Origin of the sequence: Streptomyces sp. ICBB 8177 (assembly GCF_003144095.1) — a bacterium.
Lineage (GTDB): Bacteria > Actinomycetota > Actinomycetes > Streptomycetales > Streptomycetaceae > Streptantibioticus_D.
The window spans coordinates 1-19,404 of sequence record NZ_NSKH01000001.1 but is presented as its reverse complement, the minus strand read 5'-3'; the positions used below and the strand labels follow the sequence as shown (position 1 = coordinate 19,404).

The window sequence follows — 19,404 nt, the reverse complement described above, 5'->3', positions numbered from 1 at the left end:
GTGTTCGGCTTCCCGGTACGTCTTGTACGAGGCACCGGCCCGCGATGCTGCTCGGTCATCGCCCGACCCTTCCTGCCGACGCGCGCGGAGGGTTTTTCGAACACTCCCCAGTGTGGCGAGCCGAGCGACTCCACGCCTGCGCCTGGCGAGTCAGAAATGCACGGGTCCGGTCCCCCCGAGGGAACGAAAAGAACTATTCAGGCAAATCGGATAAGACGGCCATGAGCGGGTACGCGAAAGCCGCTCACCTCCCTGTAGGGTTGGATAGAACGGAGTGATCCCATGGTCGGCCCCCGGGCGCACAACGTGCACCGTCGGCGCTCCGACCGGGAGGGCAGCCTTCCGCGGGGCAGCGCCGGGCGGCACCCCAGGGCCGCGCGCAAAGAGCCTCGCCCACCTGCTCCAACCCCAGCCGACCACGCCTCACACGAACTGATGGCGCTCTCCCGCGCCCTGTTCGACACCCCGGACGAAGGCGAGATCCTGCGCTTGGCCATGGACCAGGTAGCCGCCGCAGGGCCGTACAGCGCCGTCGCCGGATACCTCGAGGTGGACGACGACCTGGTCCCCAGCCCCAGAAACGGGGAGATCCATGCCCGGGCCGTGGACTCCAGGGTGCGGGAACTGGCCGGGCAAGACGGCCGTGTGACCGTACCCGGCCGGCCCTGGGGCCGGGCCCTGGGCCTCCGCGGACTTGAGAGGCTCCACGGCTACCTCGTGGTGACGTCCCGCTCCCGGCCTACCGAGGCCGAGTACTCCCTGCTAGTCACGCTCGTCCGGCACACCGCCGCTGCACTGTCAGTCGCCTTCGCACACCGCCGCCAACGCGAGGACGCGCTGGAACTGCACCGGCTAAGGGAGGAACGCACAGTCCTCCAGCGGCAGCTGATCTCCGTCGCGGCTGAGCTGGGGTACCAGCGGGCCGTTCACGCGCTCATGGCCGACGTCGCTGCCTCGGGCGGCGGCGAGGAAGCCATCACCCGCGCACTGCACGGGCTCACCGGACTCCCCGCGCTGGTCGAGGACCGCTTCGGCCGACTGCGGTCCTGGACCGGTCCTGGCCGACCGGACCCCTATCCGGAACCGGACCCCGTGCGCCAGGACGAAATGCTGCACGCCGTCGCCCGAGAGGTCGGGCCGGTGCGGATAAGGGACCGGCTGATCACCCTGGTCCGCCCGCATGGCGAGATCTTGGGCGTGCTGGCCCTGGTCGATGCGCGGGACGAGGCCGACGGGCACACCGTGCTCGCCCTGGAACACGCCGCCACGTCGCTCGCCCTGGAACTGGTGCACCTGCGCAATCTGGCCGAAGTGGAGCTGAGGCTGCACCGCGAGCTGGTCGACGACCTCCTGGCAGGGACTGACGAAGCGAGCGCCTACGCCCGGTCCGAGGCAGTCGGACACGACCTGCACCGCAGCCACTACGTCGTCGTGGTGCAGTGGTCGAACCGGACTGCGGACGACTCCTTCGCGCAGACCGTGGGCCGGGCGGCCGCTGCGGTGGGCATGCGCTCTCTGCTGACCCGGCGTTCCGACCACGTGGTCCTGGTCGCCGACGACAGGCCGCGCGCCCGCGCACTGTACGAGGCGCTCGCCCGGGAGACCGGGACACGGTCTGGGGCGATCGGGGTGAGCGCCCGTTGCGACTCCCTGGACGGCATCCCCCACCGCTACCAGGAGGCGCAGCGCGCCCTGCAAGTGCGCCGCCACTCCCGCGAGCACTACGGCACGACGTTCTTCGACGAGCTTGGTCTCTACCGCATCCTAGGACCTGGCAGCGATTACCGGGAACTGGAGACGTTCGTCCACGAGTGGCTCGGGCAGCTCATCGACTACGACTCCCGACACCACGCGGCCATGGTGGAGACCCTCTCCCGGTACTTCGACTGCGGCGGCAACTACGACGAGACCGCCGAATCCCTCGCGATCCACCGCAGCACGCTCCGCTACCGGCTCCAGCGCATCCGCGACATCAGCGGCAACGACCTCGCGAACGTCGAGGACCGGCTGAACCTCCAGGTGGCGACCCGAGTATGGAAGATCGTGCTGGGCGGACACGGCTGATACAAGCGCTTGAACTGTTGTGCGAGCGATACCGGGCCGCAGTGGCCGGGCTGAGGGACTGACCGCTTGCGCGGCCCGCTGACCGTCGCCCGATGCCGCCCGCGCCTGCACTGCACTGCGGAGCGAGCCAGCCAGCCAAGCCGCTCATTCCTATTTGGCGAGGTTTCGCCGATTCGGCATAGATGCTGTGTAGGGTGGTTGTCGTGATGAGTACGGAAGACCTTCTCCGGCTCACGGTGTCGGCGTTGATGGCGCGTACCGGGGAGACTCAGGGTGATCTCGCTGCTGCGGTGGGCTTGTCGCAGACGCAGGTCAGCCGTAAGCAGAAGGGCCAGCGTAACTGGTCGCTGGACGACTGTGACCGGCTGGCCGCGCACTGGGAGATGCCCGTCCTCGACCTGCTGGCGGGCCCCACACACGCGGCATCCAGGCTGCCGGCTCACCGGGTGAGCGCCACCCTCGGCGGCGCCCAGACACTGCTCGCCGTGCCCGACCCGACCCGGAAGCAGGCACCGAAGGCAACCGCGACAGACACCGCGTCACCCGATGTGCGCGACGCCGTGGCCCAGCCCATCGGCAACGAGCTGGCGCGACACGACGGCAACCGCGAGGCGGCCACGCAGGCCGTGGTCGACCGGGCAGGCCAGGGCTCGCCACCCGGGGTGCTGCCCGAGCGCCCGGCGGCCGACGTCGAACTGCCCGACACCGGCCGCGTCCCCGCCCCCGTCGCGGCGCCGGTGGTCGAGCCTGCCGGGCCAGACCTGAATGCGGACGGCAGCAACGTCCGCGAGGCGCCCGCTCCTTGTGTGCTGTGCGGGCACGCCACGCCCTACCGGGCGGCGGGCCGCCCGCAGCACCCGTGGGGCCTGTGCCAGACCGCCACGACCCCCGTCCCAGCTCCCGCCCCGGTCCCGGCTCCGGCCTCGGCGCCTGCCGACGTCGAGCACCCCGCCGCCCCGGCCGTCGACACCGCGCTGCGCCCGGCTCGCGCCCGCGACGACGCCGGCCCCGGCATCGATGAACTGACGGGGCGTATCCGCCGCACGGTCGCGGACGTGCTGGAGGAAAAGGCGGGCGACCTGGAGGCGGCGCAGACCGTGCTGATCCGTCGCGCGATCCCGGACGTGATGGCGCTGTTCGACCTGTCCCGCGTGGGCGGCCGGTACGAGCACACCGTGTTCATGCGCGAGGTCGCCATCCTGCAAAAGCGCTCCCAGAAGGCCGCTGACGAGATCTGGGAAGCCCGCCCGAAATGGCGGAACGAAACCATCTTCCAGTCCGTCAAAAAAGGCGAAGGACCGTTCGAGGTGACGGCCCTGGATGCGAACGCGGCGTATCTCGCGGCGTTCAAAGCCCACCTGCCCATCGGCCGCCTGGAACACGACCCCACCGGCAGCTGGGACCCGAAACGCTCCGGCGTCTACCTCATCACCCCACCCACCTGGCAGCACCCCGACCTCCCCAACCCCATGGGCGCCCGCCGCGAGGCCGGACCCGTGTGGGTCACCGGCCCCACCCTGCGGCTCCTGCTACGCCTGGCAGGCCCCAAGTACGCCCTGTGCGGCGCGCCCACCATCCACGAGTCCTACACCTCCGGCTCCACCGAGGGCCTGCTGGAGAAGCTGCGCCGGGCCCTGGCGGCCGCCCGCGAGGACGCCATCGCCGCGGGCGACACCCTCACCACCGAGTACGTGAAAGCCATGTACGCCAAATTCGTCTCCACCATCGGCCAATCCTCCGCGAACCGCGAAATCTGCCGACCCGACTGGACCCACATCCTGCGCTCGCAGGCGTTCGCGAACCTGTGGCTCAAGGCCCACAAAGCACACTCCGCCGGACTCACCGTCGTCCGCATGCAAGGCACCGACGAACTCCACGTCACCGGAGACTGGCACACCGTCTTCACCGAGGGCCGCCAACTCACCGACATGAAAGCCAAGGAAACCTACACCCTCGGAGGCAAGTAAATGGCCGCCTCCGACCTGTGGACCAACTTCGGCTACTACGGAGCCCACGGCATCACCGGCGCCGAAGCCCTCATCTACGAAATCAACCGCATCGTCTACGAATCCGGCATCAAATCACCCATCACCACCACCCGCGGACTCAACGCCCGCCTGCGCTACCTCGACTCGGCAGCAGGCCGCGCCGAGATGCGCGCCCAGGGCATCAGCCCGGCCCGCATCCGAGCATGGCGATCCGGAAAAGCAACACCCAGCCCGACAAGCCGCGAAAAGCTCGACAACGCCTACTGGACCCGCCGCCGCGAGAACGTCATCAAAAGCGGCTACCTCAAGCGGCTACTCGACAACGACGGCCGAGGCCGCCAGATCGAGATCCACGCCGTCGACCAGTCCGCCGTCCAGCCCGGCCGGGCACGCTCGAACGTCACCGACCGCACCATCCGCGTGCGCTACCTGTGGAACGACGCGGTGGACGCCTGGGCCGCCCAGGATCTCGGGGCGATGGACGAGGTGTGGGACGACATCATCTGCGACCTCGACAGCGCCTTCCGTGCCTACGCCTACGTCACATCGGTCGGCATCGCCGCATGATCGTCGCCCCGCGCCTGCTGCGCACTCGCCCCCAATGAGCCGAAGCTCGGTAGTTGTCACAGAGGCAGGCTTGTTGTCACCGACCTGCGCGGCGGCGTATCTGTTCGTGCCACGCCGACAAGGTGCTCCGACTACCGTCGAGGCGTCGCGTACCAAACGCCGGTGACAAACTGCACCAGGTGATGCGCGGAGACCCTGGATGCCGCGGAGTACTCCGTGCCGGTCACGCCCGGGACGCGAGGTACCGCCAGTCGTTCCACGTGTCGAGCCGCTTCCGATAGGCCGCCTCGACAACCGGATAGGGGTACGTGCCGAGGAAGAGCCGCAGGGGTGGTGCGTCGGTGTCGACGAGTTCGAGGACGACGGCGGCGGTGGCTCGCGCATCCTGGGGCGTGCGGGCGGACGCACCAGCCCGGCGCGCGGCGCGCACGGGTTCGTAGGCGGGCAGCGGCTCGGTGCGCACCGCGGAGGCGCCCGACCAGTCGGTGCCGTAGGGGCCGGGTTCGACCAGGGTCACGTTGATCCCAAACGGGGCGATCTCCTGGGCCAGGGCCTCGCTCATCCCTTCCAGGGCCCACTTGGAGGCGTTGTACAGCCCGAGCGTGGGGAAGGCGGCGAGGCCACCGAGGCTGGAGACCTGCAGGATGTGACCGCTGCCCTGGGCCCGCAGGTAGGGCAAGGCCGCCTGCGTCACCCACAGCGGGCCGAACAGGTTGGTGTCGAGCTGGGCGCGAGCCTGTTCCTCGGTGGCTTCCTCCACCATGCCGAACAGGCCGTAGCCCGCGTTGTTGACGACCACGTCGAGGCGGCCGAAGGTCTCGGCGGCCCGCTGCACCGCGGCAGTCGCGGCGGTGCGGTCGGTCACGTCGAGGCAGAGCGGGAGCACGTCGTTCCCGTGGGCGTCCACGAGGGGCCGCAGGGCCTCGAGATCACGTGCGGTGGCGGCGACGCGGTCGCCGCGGTCGAGAGCGGCCTCGGCCCAGATACGGCCGAGGCCGCGGGACGCGCCGGTGATGAACCAGGTCTTCATGGCATCGAGCCTGCGCCGTGCGCACCTCGGCAGCCAGCACCCCCACAGGGTTACCCTCACACCATGGCGGTCGACAATCTTCTGGGAGACTTCCTCAAGGCCCGGCGCGGACGGGTCGCTCCGGCGGAAGAGGCGGTGCCCGCTGGCGGACGTCGCCGGGTGGCAGGACTGCGCCGGGAGGAACTGGCCCGGCTCGCCGGAATCAGCGAGCCGTACCTGGTCCGGCTCGAGCAGGGCGTCGACCGGCACCCCTCGCCCCAGGTGCTGCGCTCCCTCGCTCGGGCGCTGGAACTGGACGCCGACGCCTCCGCCCACTTGCACGCCCTTGCTGGCCCCGCCCCTGTGCCACCATCGCGGACCGAGGTCTCCGCGGACGTGCACCGGCTCCTCGACGCGTGGGCGGACCGCCCTGCGTACGTGCGCGACCGGTGCTTCGACGTGCTGGCGGCGAACAAGCGGGCCCGCGCGCTCGCCCCGATGTACGAGCCCGGACTCAACCTTGTCCGGGCGGTGTTCCTCGATCCGGCGTCCCGCCGGCTCTTCCCCGACTGGGCGGAGGTGGCTGCACAGACCGCGGCGGCCCTGCGCGCCGAAGCCGACCCACGCGACCCCAGGATCATCCGCTTGGTCACCGAGCTGGAGACGGACGAGGAGTTCCGTCGTCTGTGGGATCGGCACGAGACGCGGCCCGTCCGTGACGAACTCAAGCGCTTCGCGCACCCAGTCGTCGGCAGCCTCGCCCTTCGACGGCAGGCCCTCACCGTCGGCGGCGCCGAGCAACAGGTGATCATCGTGTACCAGGCGACGGCCGGGAGCCCGTCCGAGACGGCCCTGACGCGTCTTCTGTGACGTGCCATGCGTTTACGGGCGGCGGATCACCCGGCCGCGATCGGACCGAGGTAGGTGCCACCGGAGACATCGATGATCTGGCCGGTCACCCAGCGCCCCCGCGGGCCCGCCAGGAAGCCCACCACGTCTGCGACGTCTTCCGGCTCGCCGATCCGTCCGAGCGCGGTGATCGACTCGAGTCCGGCCACCGCCTCGGGAACGCCGGTCCACCCGGCGGTCATATCGGTGAGCACCACCCCGGGTTCGACCGTGTTCACCGTGATTCCGCGTCGGCCCAGTTCGTTGGCGAGCGACGGGCTGAGGGCGGCCAGCGCGGCCTTGGTGACGGTGTAGCCGATCTGGAGAGGATTCGCGATCCGGGTGGCCGCCGAGCCCACGTTGACGATCCGTCCGCCGTCGCGCAGCAGTGGCAGCGCCCGCTGGATCACGAAGATCGGCGTGCTCACGTTGACCGCCAGAAGCCGCTCCAACTCCTCCTCAGTCAACTGCCCGATCGAACTGACTGAGTGGACACCCGCGTTGTTGACCAGGATGTCCAGGCCGTCCGCGCCGTGGTCCGCCAGCCCGGTGGTGAGTCCGTCGAACAACGTGTCCACCGCGCCGCTCTCACCGAACCTGGCTTGCACCGCGAACGCCCGGCCTCCGGCCTTGCCGATCAGCGCCACGGTCTCCGCGGCGGCCGCGTCGTTGCCGCCGTAGTGGACCGCGACCAGCGCCCCCTCGGCGGCGAGCCCCAGGCAGATCGCGCGCCCGATCCCGCGCGAGCCGCCTGTGACCAGTGCCGTCCTGCCGTCAAGTTCCCCCACGCCCGCCACTCCCCTCATGCTCCCCCGGCCGAATCCGGGGCAGGCTCAAGTACATCCCGAAGTTCCGCGCCGGCAAAGGGGCGAAGGGTATCCAAGCTCGGTAGTGTGACGAAGCTGCGGTCGAAGCCGCACCATTGGCCGGCGTCATGGAGCTGCGGCGGATCCCGCCATGTCGGGCGGGGTGAGGGATGGGCGATCCTTGGAGTTGCTGGGCAGGGCGCGGTCGAAGTGGGTTGCCGGCCCGGCACGACGCAGGTGATCCTCCAGCGGATGGCCGGGGTAGGTCTCCCAGTGGTGACGCAGCGCCAGATCGAACGCGGGCAGTGGCTGCCATCCCGGTCAGGGCAGGCCGCAGGGCACTTGCCAATGCCTCCCACGCCAAGGGAGACCAGCACGTCGTGTTTGCGGCGCCTCCATTTCGGGTCGAAGCCCGGCCGGCTGGGAGGCGTGGTGCAGGTGCTCGGCGAACGCGGGCCCTCGCCGTCCGGCCACCGGGCCTCACGGCTGGTGAACGCCTTGTCGGCGTCCAGCAGTGGGTCGTTCGAGCTGAACAGTGCTTGCGGACCCCGGCCCGCCGCAACTCGCGCCCCGCCGAACTACACTGACGTCCAGCCGGCCAACCCCGGACGTGTACCGGAGGCTGCTTGTCGAAGGCTGGCGGGCGTCCGCCCCGGCTGCCGCGCCGGAGCCGGTTGCGGATCTGGTCGGACCGCTCGGGGATGGTGTGGCTGATACCGCGCCGTCGCAGCCAGGTGCGGATGGCTTTGGAGCTGTAGCCCTTGTCGCCCAGGACGTGGGCGGGCCTGTTGCGGGGCCGTCCGGGGCCGATGCGGGGCACTCGTATCGCGTCCATCACGGCGGTGAACTGCGTACAGTCGTTGGTGTTCCCGCCCGTGACCACGAAGGCGAGCGGGCGGCCGAAGGCATCACACGCCAGGTGAATTTTGCTGGTCAGGCCGCCCCGGGAGCGTCCGAGTGCCGGTGGGCAGAGCCCCCTTTTCGGGCCCCGGCGGCGTGCTGGTGGGCTCGCACGACGGTGGAGTCGACCGACACCAGCCAGTCGATGTCCCCGGCCGCGTCCGCCTCTGCCTGGGCGGCTCGGAGCATCCGCTCGAATGTGCCGTCCAGGGCCCACCGGCGGAAGCGGGTGTGCAGCGTCTGCCACGGCCCGTACCGCTCGGGCACGTCCCGCCAGGCGGTGCCGGTACGGAACTTCCACACGATCCCGTCGAGGACCCTTCGGTGGTCCAACCGCCTCCGGCCCCGCAAGGGCACAGGCAGCAGTGGCCGGACGAACTCCCACTCGGCATCGGACAGTTCATGGCGTCGTATCACCCGACCATGATCCACCATGCAAGATCATTTGAAGACACCCCCTAGGTTCTGTCTGATAATTGATCTTGTGGTGGGTCGTGGTGAGTTGACGGATGCGGCGTGGGAGCGGATAGCGCCGCTGTTGCCGGGTGTTGACGGGCGGGGTCGTCCGTGGCGGGATCACCGGCAGGTGATCAACGGGGTGTTGTGGCGGTTGCGGACGGGTGCTCCGTGGCGTGACCTGCCGGAACGGTTCGGGCCGTGGCGGACGGTCTATGAGCGGTTCGCCCGGTGGGAGGCGGACGGGACCTGGGGCCGCCTGCTCGAGGAGGTCCAGGTCCGCGACGACTCGGTCGGGGCGGTGGAGTGGACGGTGTCGGTCGACTCCACGATCAACCGTGCTCACCAGCACGCCGCCGGAGCCCGCAAAAAGGGCGGCGTCGGGGGGACGAACTGGAAGATCCGGAACGCGCGGCGGATCGTCAGGCGCTCGGCCGGTCCCGCGGTGGGCTGACCACCAAGGTCCACCTCGCCTGTGACGGCCGGGGCCTGCCCCTGGCCGTCCTGGTCACGCCGGGCAACGTCAACGACTCCACCGCCTTCGACGCGGTCCTGGACGCGGTGAGAGTGCCCCGGGCCGGCGTCGGCCGGCCGCGCCGCAGGCCCGACGCGGTCATCGCCGACAAAGCGTATTCGTCACGGGCGATCCGCCAGACGCTTCGGCGCCGGGGCATCCGTGCCGTCATCCCCGAACGGGCGGACCAGAAGGCCAACCGGATGCGGCGCGGCCGGGCCGGCGGCAGACCACCGGCCTTCGACCGCGACCTCTACACGGCCCGCAACGTCGTCGAACGCTGCTTCAACCGCCTCAAGCAGTTCCGCGCGATCGCCACCCGCTTCGACAAACTCGCCGACCGCTACAAGGCCGGCATCCGCCTCGCCTCACTCATCCTCTAACTCCGGGAACCTACCCAAGATCATTTGTCAGACAGAACCTAGTGCCGAGCGGACCGCCCCCTGGGCAACCCTCCTTGGGAACAGTGCTGGCATCGTACGAGTCATGACAACAGCAGGAACGACACCGGAACCGGAATCCTCGACACGGAGTGGCCTCACGTCTCTGGGTGAGGTGGCCTGCCGTTATCAGGCGGATGAGATCCGACTGGAGGACCTGCCGATGGTTGCGGCCGAGGCACTCGCGGCCGGGCTGGACACCCCGACGTTGTGCGAGCTCGCCGGTTTGCCTCGCAACGCGGATGCCCGCGATATCCGCGACGCGTTCGAGCAAGCACTCTCCGAGGCCGGAGTCGAGTTGCCTGATCCGGGCCTGGCCCGGCGCCACGCGCTGCGTCGGCTGGCGGCGAGGCTGATCAATGGGGACGTCGCTCCCGCCGATCTGGCCACGGACGACTGGTGGGAGACGGAGGTCGAAACCGTTGAGGAGCGATCGTTCGTATCGCTGATCCCGCAATGCGCGTGCTGCATTGAGTACACGTTGGGGCTTGACCAGCAGACGTGGGCGGCCGAGCTGCGGATCGCCGCGCTCGCCCTGACATCGTCTCCGCCGACCTGCCCCGGCTGCTGACTCTGCCCTGACGGCATGCTCCCCCGTCAAAGGCGTGTACCGGTCGAGCTGACTTCACCGAAGTGGCTGTTCAGCAGCCTGGTCTAGCAGGGCCCGTGCGGAGTCCGCGTAGCGGATGGCGGTCTTCTCGTCGATGCCGAACACCAGGGCGAGGTGGAGGGGGTCTGCGCCGTGAGGGCCTCTTCGAGCTGTCGGTCGACGCGGAGGCGTTCGAGGGTGGCGGTGAGGTTGCGGGTGGCCCGGGTGGTCCAGAGCTTGCCGGCCGGGCCGAGTTCGACGGCGGTCTTCTGGGTGATCAGCAGGTGGGGGTTGGCCGTGTTCGGCCAGCGGTTGTGGCGGTGGTCGAGCCAGTCCAGGAGAGCACGGTGGGTGAGGTCATCGAGTGGGCGGACGTGGCCGCCGACGGTGATGCGCCGGTTGCCCAGGTCGACGTCCTCCATCTGCATCGTGCGGATCATCTTCGGCCGTGCCGCGTGGACGGCAGCCAGAGCGACGATGAGCCGGATGTCCGCGGTGGTGGCGGTGGCGATGGCCTCGTCGATATCTTCCTGGACGAGAGCCTGGAGAACACCGCCAGTCTGCCGGGGGACACGGACGCGGATCGTGGGGTTGCGGAAGATCTGGCCCTTCTTCTTCACGTGCCGGAACAGAGACCGCAACGCGACGATCCGGCTCTCGCGCTGCTTGCCGGTGACAGCGTCCCGGGCCGCGATGATGTCCTCCCGGGTGACCTCTCGCAGGTGGTCGTAGTGGCTGGACCACTCCAGCAGCACCGGCTGGATCTCACCCAGGTAGGCCCATGTCGTATGAGGCGAGCGAGGCTCGGACCGCGGGCCACCGTCGAGGAGAGTGTGAACCCAGGCTTCGACGGCGCGACGAATGCCCGGAGATATCCCGTCGAGTTTTCGCTCCAACCAGCGGTCGACTGCAGGTGCCCGGTCGTCGTCGAACAGGCCCAGACAGTCGAGGACTTCGGCGGTCCGCACGACGGGGAGCCCACGGACTCGTAGGGCAGGGAAGAGCTCGGAGTATCGGATCGACTCACCTTCGCGGAAGCCGGACAGCACGGTTCATGTCACCAGCCGCGTCCGCCCGGGTCTGGGCGGCCCGCAGCATCCGCTCGAACGTGCCGTCCAGAGCCCACCGGCGGAAGCGGGTGTGCAGCGTGTGCCACGACCCGTACCGCTCGGGCACATCCCGCCACGCGGTCCCAGTCCGGAACTTCCACACGATCCCGTTGAGCACAGTGCGGTCATCAAGACGCTTCCGCCCGCGCAGTGACTCGGGCAGCAACGGCCGGACGAACTCCCACTCCATGTCGGTCAGTTCATGACGACGTATCACTCGACCATGATCCACCACCCAAGATCAATTGAAGACACCGCCTAGGAACACCACACCCAAGGCGGCAAGCGATGACAGCGCGGACGGCCGGGAGGGTGAGCCTGATCGGATGTAGCGGCCTCCGCTTGGGCGTGCGCTCGACAAGGATCCCCCCGGACTTCTCCGTACGGCCCCACGGCCGTGCAGTGATCAGTTCAACCGGCTGAGTGTGGCAGCCAGCCATCTCCCCGCCCAGCATCTGACCAGCCAATTGCGGCCGCACAGAGGCCGAACCACCACTGCCGACGGGGCGCACAGGCGACCGCTGGGTACACGGACATCGACCGCCGGGCACTCGAGAACGCTGCGAGTGGCAGACCGGGCTACGGCACTCATTACGCAAGGCGATGTGTACCGCACTGTGCCGATCGAGCTTGGAGCGGTAAGCGTCCGTTAGATGCCGAAGAGCCCCTGGGCATCCTCTTGATCGATAGAGGAGAACAGCGTTACGGTGCCACTCCTGACTTTGCGTCACGGAAGAAGCACGGGCTGAAAGCGGTGGGTACCGTGCGCTGGGGGGTGCCGTGAAAGATCACGTGACGATGGCGGCTGGTGTGCCGCCGATCAGTTTCGTGGCTCACCAGATGCGTACGGGTGGAATGGGCGGTGCCCGGGACGACTTCGAGAAGATGATCATTGAGCTCGCCAACGCCACGATGCCAGGGGTCCGCACCATCGCAGCCAACCCGGGTGACTGGGGCATCGACGCGTTCGCTGGCGACCTCGGTGGCTCCATCACGGTCTGGCAGTCCAAGTACTTTCATCCCGTCACCGCGGCTACACACCAGCGGACGATCAGGGAGTCCTTCCAGTCGGTGATCAAGCAGGCGGCCGAGCACGGGCACACGGTGAAGATGTGGATCCTGTGTATCCCCTCCAGCATGGATGGGCCGACCACGAAGTGGTGGGACAAGTGGAAGAGGACCCAGGAACGTGACCACCACCTGGTCATCGACTTGTGGGATGAGACGCAGCTGACGGTGAGATTGCGGGCTCCGGAAGCTGATCAAGTGCGCCGCGCATACTACGAACTGCCCACGGGAGTGCCTCCCGCTGACGGGGAAGCCCGACCCGTCCTGGAAGTGGACGACGACAAGGCGGTTGCCTTCGACTCTGCGCTCTTCGTCAGGCAGATGAGGGAGGCCGGCCATCTTGAGCTCGATGGTGCCAAGCGCCAGTTCTTCAATGCGGACCTGGTCGCGCGCGAGATCGCCCATAAGGGAGTGCCGTCGGAGGTCAACGCTCTGGTGTCCACCGACGCGACCCTCCACGGCGTGTGGGAGACCCGCTTCAACGAGTGCTGCGCTGACGACAGCATGCGCAAACTGCACAGTCTGGTCTGGGCTGACGTCCGGACGGAGCACCCTCAGCTGCCCAAGCAGTTGAGGCTGGAGGTAGCGCACGCCTGGGGCCTGGTTCACCGGCTCGTGGACAACCGAAAGGCCGGCTGGGTCAAGCACTGGCGCACCGTTGCCGCCGCGCACTCCGAAACCGATTCACACACCCAGCAGTCCCGGCACGAGCCCCCGACCGACGATGAGGAGTCGCCGTGGACGCCGACCGTCCGGTAGTCATGCCGGAGGACGAGGTCCAGTTCCGGCTGGCACAGCTCCTTCTTCTCATGAACGCCATGGCCAACCAGAAGCCGCCGGGCGCGAACCTGGAACGCATTGCTTACTACGACTTCCTCTCCGCGAACCCCTTCCTGGTGGTGGAGCCGGACAGCCGGGAGGCATCCCTGCTGCGTCTCGCGGGCTTCGACCCGCGGGTGCTGTCCTACGCGTCTTCGGGACAGCGATTCACCAGCCGCCGTGAGCGCATTCAGCATGACTTGAGCCTGCTGGTGGCCTACGGATGCTGCACCGCCGCGAATGAGCAGGGTGGCCTCGTCTACCGCATCACCTCTGCCGGACGTGATTTGAGCGCTCACCTCACCACGACCTACGCCAGATCCTTCACCACCGCAGCCGAAATGGTCGTCGGAAAGCTACGTCGGCTCAGTGACGCCCGCCTGCGCAAGGAGACCGCTGGCTGGCTGCGTGTCGACGGCAGCAACCGGCCCGCCGCAGCTCTCGCCAGCGTTCTTGCAACCGTAGACAGCGGCAGGACGGTACTTCAGCCACTTGAGCAGCCCTTCGTGGAGGACGGCCGATGACCGAAGCACATGGCATCCGCGTACGACGTCTCCGCCTGGTGGGTATCGGTCGTAACTACGACATCGACTTCACCACAGAGGGCCGAGTCCAAGATCTCTCTGTCATCTCGGGAGCCTTCAGCTCCGGCAAGACAGCCGTCCTGGAGTTCGTCGCTTATGGTCTCGGCGCCAAGAACCATCCCAGACACCCCGAAGTCCTCCGGAAGGTCCGCTCGGCCTTGCTGGAAGTCGAGCTCTCCGGCGACAGCCACATCATCGAACGCGCCGTAGGCGAGCCCTCCACCGTGGCCTTCGTCCGCCGCGGACGATTGGACCAGCCTTCCTTCGCCACCATCGAAAAGAAGGTCATCGCCCCGGCCGGCGACCCTCAAAGCCTGTCCTCTCTACTGCTGAGCCACTGCAAGCTGGAAGGCGTGGAACTGCGGGAAGCGCCAACCGACGCAGAATCACGCACCGACCCGCTCAGCATCCGCGACCTGATGTGGCTGACCTTCCTGCCCAACGAACGGGTCGCTGACAAGAACTTCCTCTTCGAGAACAGCCCTCCGCGCAAGCACAAGCTGCGCCAGGTCGTCGATGTCGTCTTCGGCGTCCACGACGACCGCGCAGTAGAACTCGGATCACGCATCAAACAGCTCGAGGGACGCCTCAACCGTTCGCGGGCTGAGCTAGCCGCAGCCACCGCCTTTGTCGCCGAACAAGACGGTGAAACGGCCACCGACCCGCAGACCCGCCTGGATGCCGAGCGCCAGTTGGCGTCGATCACTGCACAGCTTGAAGAGCTCGATGAGCGGGCCCACGCCGCCACCACCTTCGCCGAAGAGCTGCGCCAGACCCACCGGCGCTCTGCAGAGGAGGCCCGCACAGCTTCCGCCGTTCTGCGTGACCGGGAAACGCAGCTTGCACGCATGCTTCCCCTGCGCGCCCAATACGCCGACGACCTCCTCAAACTCGGCATGCTGGCTCAAGCGCGGCAGTTGTTTGATCCGCTCCGTGTCCGCACGTGTCCCGCCTGCTTGAACCCGTTGTCTGTCCCGCCCCATGTCATCGACGGGCGCTGCAGTATGTGCGACCACGACTTGCCGGAGCCGCCGGACCTGACCCTCGGTGCCGCTGCCGGCAACAACACCAGCGAACAAGCTGAGCAGCTGGACGTCGCGGCTGAGATCCGTTCGACGAAGGCCCGGCTCAGAGAGATCACTACGTACATCGAGGAACTCGATGCCTCGCTCTCCTCTGCCAGGCAGCGGGCTCAGACCGCCAGCTTGGAAGAACAGCGTGCGGCGAAAGCCCTCGACGAAGCCACCTCGCCGACCGTCTCCACCTTCCTCGTGGCCCGAGACGAGTTGCATCGCCGCAAAGAGGCAGTTACGCGCCAGATCGATCAGTTGAACACCGCGTCCAAACTCCAAGAAGGCTTGGCCAAGCGGGCTGGACTCGTGAACCGGCAAGAGGCGAACCTGAGCCAGCTTCGTGAGGAACTTGCGCAACTGGGTGATGCCACCCAGGACCGGAATGAGGTGCTCCGGCAGATCAGCACGCGGTTTGGTCGTCTTCTTGCTGAGTGGCACTATCCCAAACTCAGCCAGGCTCACGTGGCGAACGACCTGACTCCCCTTGTGCGTGGTGAGCCTTACCAGGTGGCATCTTCAGGAGCTAGGACGCTCATCACCCTCGCATGGCAACTGGCCGTCTTCGAAACGGCCTTCGAGAGCGGGGCATCGCACCCTGGCTTTCTCATGATCGACAGCCCGCAGAAGAATCTTGGACACGGCACCGGCCGTGACTCCCTCATCGCGGATGCTGTCAGCACCGACGACTTCTATCGGCACCTCACACAGTGGCTGGCACGTCATGGCAACGGGGCACAGGTCATCGTCGCAGACAACAGCCCACCCGAGCTGATCGAGGACCGTGTGATCGTCCGATTCAGCCGAGACGAGACAGAGCCGCCCTACGGCCTGATCGATGACGAGACGGGCTGAAAAACAAGGCCGTCCGGCTCAGGTCCTGCCCCGAAGACCGGACAGGGCCTGAGTCCGGGCTCACGCCCACTCCACGCCCAGCTCCCGCAGCGCGTCCAGCTGCTCCGCGCTGAGCTTGTACCGCCGGGTCTTGGTGTTCGAGACCCACACACCCAGCTTGACGACCACCGAGGCGGCCTCGCCCTCCACCGCGATCTCTTCTGCGTGGGCCCTGGGGACGCAGTGGTGGCCCTCCCGGGCGATGTACTGTGCAAGGGCCTGAACGCCGCGCTGGAACGCCTGCTGCGCCTTGCCCGGGCCCTTCGTGGCACGCGTGGCCGCAGGCGCGGGAGACGGCGTCTGGGCGGGCTTGATGCCCAGCGCGGCCAGTCGCTCCTGCTGCTCGGTCGACAGCTGCGCCCAAGTACCCGGCTGAGACTGCCGCTGGAGCCAGCGCCCGATGTCGTCGCCGTCGAACAGCACCCCGGGCCGGATGTGGGGGAGGTGGCCGTCGGCGTCGACGAGGTCGGCCAGGACGCGGTAGTGGCGTTGCCAGTTCAGTGGCCAGGGGCAGTTCCAGTCGGGGTCGATCTCCGCCAGTTGCTTCGCCCGCTCCGCCGCGCGCTTCGGATCCTTCCCAAGTCCGCCTTTGCGGCGGAGGTTGGCCATGTGCTGCCCGATGGGCACCATCGTCTCGCCTTCGCCCCATACCGCGTCCTGACGCGGCGCGAGGTGCCCCATGGCCCGCCGGTAGGACCGCAGCGCGGCCAGCTTGGCCTCCCACGCCTCCTCACCCGGCTCCCAGACCATCCCGGCCTCCGGAGCGTCCAGCAGCGTCTTGCGCCGCTCCTCCAGCTCCCCGGCCCGCAGCGCCTTCCTTTGCTGGTGGACCCATCGGCCAAGCGGAAACGCCTTCGTCGCCCCGACCTCGACCTCTACGTCATAGGGGACGGCGTAGAGGCCGGTGATCTCGTTCTCCTTCCGCCACCGGAGCAGGGCTTGGTATCCCTCCAGCCAGACCAGCGATTCGGGCCTGTAGACCCGGGTGCGCAGGAACGCCGCGATGGTCGTCGCGTCGCGGGGGCTGGAGAAGTGCAGCAGGGCCGATTCGGCAGCGGCGTCGGTGTCGTCGTCGTGCTCCTGGTCCTGGCTGTGGCTCGGGCCGCCGGCGGCCCCGACGATCCGGCCGTTCTCGTCGCGCTGGAGGTGAATCTTGCGTTTGCCGCTGGTGAGCGCGCGGGAGGCGAGTTGTTCGACCAGGCGCTCATCATGAGAGCGTAGGCCCTGGAGCACGGCCACGAGCGGCTTGAAGCTGGCGGAGGCGACCATGTCGGTCGGGTCCTCGCCGGGCTCCAGGAAGACCGGCACGATGATCCTGGCCACCTTCGTGCTGCCGTCCCTGTTGAGCCGGAGTGCGCGGCCGATGTTCTGCACGATCTCGACTTGGGAGCCGCGGGTGTCGGCGAAGCAGACGGCCTCGACGCCTCGTTCGCCGGTGATGTCGACGCCTTCTCCGAGGACGCGACAGCTTGCGAGGAAGGCGCGGTGGACCCGTCGGCCGGCGGCGTCGATGCCGTTGGCGAACTGGCGTAGCACTTCGCGCCGTTCGGCGACGGTGTGGTCGCCACAGAGCCAGGCCGACCAGACGCGGTCCGGGGGTAGGTGGCGGCCGGTCTCCAGCTCGTAGAAGGCCGCGTCGATCGTGGACGCGGGGAGCTTGTCGGCGGCGGCCAGGTCCTCGTCCGTGGCGTCGTTGACGTACAGCGCAGCCGCGGTCTCGGGGAGCTTGTCGGCGAACGCGGCGGCTTCCTCGACCTTCTGGTGGAACGTCATGACGGTGCGCAGGTTGTGTGCGGCGGCGTGTTCCAGGAGCGCGGTCTGCAACAGGGCCAGGCGCCGGCCGCGCCGCGCCTCCTCTGATTCCCCGAGGACCGAGGAGGGGTCGCGGATCTCCAGCACGTCGATCTCGAACCCGGCGAGGATCTCGCGTTCGATCGCCTCCGAGAGCCCGAGTTCGGCGATCCAGGGCCCGTAGGTCTCGGAGTCCTGGCCCATTGAGGCGATCTCCAGCTCCTGGCCGTCCGCGCCTTTCTGCGGCCGGGGGGAGGCGAGGATGCGGGGGGTGGCTGTGAGGTAGAGGCGGAAGTCGGCGGGGATGCGCTGGTTGTCGTGGATCGCCGCCCAGGGCCTGCCAAGATCACCTGCGGTTGAGTGGGCCTCGTCTACGATGGCGAGGTCGAAGCCGTTCATGCGCTGGCCGTAGAGTCGCTGGCCGCCTGCCAGAGCGGCCTCCAGTGGCCCGCGAACCTTCCGCTGGCCCTCGGGTGCGTCGATGTCCTCACGGTCGACCAGGGAGGCGTAGGTGGCGAACACGACCACGGGCCCGGACCTGGACCACAGGGCGAGCTGGATCGGGTTGGTGGTGCTGCGCACTCCCAGTGCCTTGAGGACCGGGTCGTTCTCCAGCGAGCACACCGCGAACATCGGGGCGCGGTGGCCCACCAGGCGCCATGCCTGGGCGGTCTGGGCGAGCAGGTCCAGGGTCGGAACCGTGACGAGGATCCGGCCGTCCGCGAACGACTCCAGCGCGCACGCGGCGGCCGTGATCGTCTTGCCCGAGCCGGTCGCTGACACGATCGTGCCCCGGGCGCCCTGCGGGGGCACAGACGACCTTGCAGGGAATCCCACCCACTTACGAAACGCGTAGCGCTGATCTACTTGGTGTTCCCTGAGTGAGATGACCTGCATTTTCTGGTTCCCTTTTCCGGGGCGGGATTCAGGTTGCGGGCGTCAGGTTATTTCGAGGGCGTACCGATGTCATCGAGTCCTTTGAGCCTCCACGCATCCAGTCCGGCGTAGATGGTGGCGGTCTGGCAACGTGGCGCCTCCATGACTTCTGCTTCGCCGCGGTAGAAGGCGATCAGCGAGTCGGTGCCGCGCCACCAGGTGTCCGCACAACCGGCGACCTCTGGCACGGCCTCGAACTCGGCCAGCTCAAGCTCGTCCACGGCAGCACCCGTCAGCGTCCTGGTCGTACGCGCATACCGACGGGCATGATCCGCCAAAGCCAAGGCCTCCACCCACCCCTCGACACTCGCATGCAAGGGCACCCACTTCCCGGCCTCGAGCCCGAACTCCCCGTTCGGACCCACCACGAACGCATAGGGAAGAGCCGTACGCCGCGCCCCGGCCTTGAAGAGCCAGTCAGGGGCCGGCCCTTTGGGAACGCCCCCGCGGAACGCCCGGGGGCCCCCGTCGTAGTGAGGAGACGGGGGGAAGGGCCAGGCCACCCCAGACAGCTTCGAAGGCCGCCACCCGATCGATCTGCTCTTCCGGAACGCCATGCCCTTTCCAGAGAGCCCGGTAGTGCTCGATATCAACGCTGCCAGTCCAGTAGCCGTGGCACCCAATAAAGTACCGTGCTCTACGGGTAAGCCCTTCCGGGATTCCCTCGTCGATTGGCACCCTCACCCCTACCTAGTTTCTGCCAATGTTACATGCTGCATCAGATGGAACCCACCGGTACACTGCAACCTACACAAACGAGCACCCCCACCCTCGTAGCCAGCTTCGCCCGCGTCAGCGGGCCCCAGCGGTTCTGGAGGCGCAGCCGGAAGAACCGACAGGCGGGGGAGCGCAGCGGACCCGCCAACCGGGCTGAAGCGAAGCGGAAGCCCGGTAGCGGGACGAAGTCCCGCT

Annotated in this window: 15 protein-coding genes and 1 pseudogene; 9 read left to right on the top strand and 7 right to left on the bottom strand. The window is 68.2% G+C overall.

Annotated elements, in window-relative coordinates; genetic code table 11:
* The first annotated feature begins 282 nt into the window (after positions 1 to 282).
* From CK485_RS00085 to CK485_RS00075, 3 genes are all read left to right on the top strand, one after another.
* The gene (locus tag CK485_RS00085) at positions 283 to 2,064 is read left to right on the top strand and encodes a helix-turn-helix domain-containing protein (RefSeq protein WP_109445522.1); all 1,782 of its coding nucleotides are present in this window, start codon (positions 283 to 285) and stop codon (positions 2,062 to 2,064) included.
* Between the two features lie 194 nt (positions 2,065 to 2,258).
* Positions 2,259 to 4,031, top strand: a complete 1,773-nt coding sequence (locus tag CK485_RS00080; RefSeq protein ID WP_342673443.1) for a helix-turn-helix transcriptional regulator — start codon at positions 2,259 to 2,261, stop codon at positions 4,029 to 4,031.
* Positions 4,032 to 4,619, top strand: a complete 588-nt coding sequence (locus CK485_RS00075; protein ID WP_109445518.1) for a hypothetical protein — start codon at positions 4,032 to 4,034, stop codon at positions 4,617 to 4,619.
* Between the two features lie 223 nt (positions 4,620 to 4,842).
* Here the strand turns inward: CK485_RS00075 and CK485_RS00070 are convergent, their stop codons facing one another.
* Positions 4,843 to 5,649: an SDR family NAD(P)-dependent oxidoreductase gene (locus tag CK485_RS00070; RefSeq protein WP_109445516.1), complete on the bottom strand. Its 807-nt coding sequence runs from the start codon at positions 5,647 to 5,649 to the stop codon at positions 4,843 to 4,845.
* Positions 5,650 to 5,712: 63 nt separating this feature from the next.
* On the opposite strand from CK485_RS00070, the gene CK485_RS00065 reads away from it, so the two are divergent.
* Positions 5,713 to 6,498, top strand: coding sequence for a helix-turn-helix transcriptional regulator (locus tag CK485_RS00065; RefSeq protein WP_109445514.1), 786 nt, complete (start codon positions 5,713 to 5,715; stop codon positions 6,496 to 6,498).
* Positions 6,499 to 6,524: 26 nt separating this feature from the next.
* Here CK485_RS00065 and CK485_RS00060 read toward each other — a convergent pair whose 3' ends face one another.
* Positions 6,525 to 7,304, bottom strand: a complete 780-nt coding sequence (locus CK485_RS00060) for an SDR family oxidoreductase (RefSeq protein WP_109445576.1) — start codon at positions 7,302 to 7,304, stop codon at positions 6,525 to 6,527.
* A 646-nt stretch (positions 7,305 to 7,950) separates the two neighbouring features.
* Positions 7,951 to 8,657: pseudogene (locus CK485_RS29255) on the bottom strand (IS5 family transposase); the annotation flags it as partial.
* 49 nt (positions 8,658 to 8,706) lie between these two features.
* Here CK485_RS29255 and CK485_RS00050 point away from each other — a divergent pair.
* Both CK485_RS00050 and CK485_RS28595 read left to right on the top strand, forming a co-directional pair.
* A protein-coding gene (locus CK485_RS00050; RefSeq protein ID WP_199239177.1) for an IS5 family transposase occupies positions 8,707 to 9,575 on the top strand; the annotation gives its coding sequence in 2 pieces (ribosomal slippage) (positions 8,707 to 9,061 and positions 9,061 to 9,575; 870 coding nt in all).
* 103 nt (positions 9,576 to 9,678) lie between these two features.
* Positions 9,679 to 10,203: a hypothetical protein gene (locus CK485_RS28595; protein ID WP_158288137.1), complete on the top strand. Its 525-nt coding sequence runs from the start codon at positions 9,679 to 9,681 to the stop codon at positions 10,201 to 10,203.
* 83 nt (positions 10,204 to 10,286) lie between these two features.
* Here CK485_RS28595 and CK485_RS00040 read toward each other — a convergent pair whose 3' ends face one another.
* Both CK485_RS00040 and CK485_RS00030 read right to left on the bottom strand, forming a co-directional pair.
* A complete protein-coding gene (locus CK485_RS00040) occupies positions 10,287 to 11,189 on the bottom strand; it encodes an integrase (RefSeq protein ID WP_146214468.1) in 903 nt (300 codons plus the stop codon).
* A gap of 55 nt (positions 11,190 to 11,244) precedes the next feature.
* Positions 11,245 to 11,547, bottom strand: a complete 303-nt coding sequence (locus CK485_RS00030) for a transposase (protein ID WP_146214467.1) — start codon at positions 11,545 to 11,547, stop codon at positions 11,245 to 11,247.
* Positions 11,548 to 12,110: 563 nt separating this feature from the next.
* Between CK485_RS00030 and CK485_RS00025 the strand changes: the two genes are divergently transcribed.
* The 3 genes from CK485_RS00025 to CK485_RS00015 are packed head-to-tail and all read left to right on the top strand — an operon-like array spanning position 12,111 to position 15,726.
* Positions 12,111 to 13,157 carry a serine/threonine protein kinase gene (locus tag CK485_RS00025; RefSeq protein WP_241968032.1) on the top strand — a complete coding sequence of 349 codons (1,047 nt, stop codon included), beginning with the start codon at positions 12,111 to 12,113 and terminating at the stop codon, positions 13,155 to 13,157.
* Complete coding sequence (locus tag CK485_RS00020) at positions 13,136 to 13,741, top strand: ABC-three component system middle component 2 (RefSeq protein ID WP_109445502.1); 606 nt, start codon at positions 13,136 to 13,138, stop codon at positions 13,739 to 13,741. The genes CK485_RS00025 and CK485_RS00020 overlap by 22 nt, the downstream gene beginning before the upstream one ends.
* Positions 13,738 to 15,726 (top strand): DNA recombination protein RecN, encoded by a 1,989-nt coding sequence (locus CK485_RS00015; protein WP_109445500.1) that lies wholly within the window; start codon positions 13,738 to 13,740, stop codon positions 15,724 to 15,726. The genes CK485_RS00020 and CK485_RS00015 overlap by 4 nt, the downstream gene beginning before the upstream one ends.
* A gap of 60 nt (positions 15,727 to 15,786) precedes the next feature.
* On the opposite strand, the gene CK485_RS00010 is transcribed toward CK485_RS00015, so the two are convergent.
* Positions 15,787 to 18,453 (bottom strand): DEAD/DEAH box helicase, encoded by a 2,667-nt coding sequence (locus CK485_RS00010; protein WP_109445498.1) that lies wholly within the window; start codon positions 18,451 to 18,453, stop codon positions 15,787 to 15,789.
* 47 nt (positions 18,454 to 18,500) lie between these two features.
* Positions 18,501 to 18,713, bottom strand: a complete 213-nt coding sequence (locus CK485_RS29250) for a hypothetical protein (RefSeq protein WP_241968031.1) — start codon at positions 18,711 to 18,713, stop codon at positions 18,501 to 18,503.
* Positions 18,714 to 19,404 lie beyond the last annotated feature (691 nt).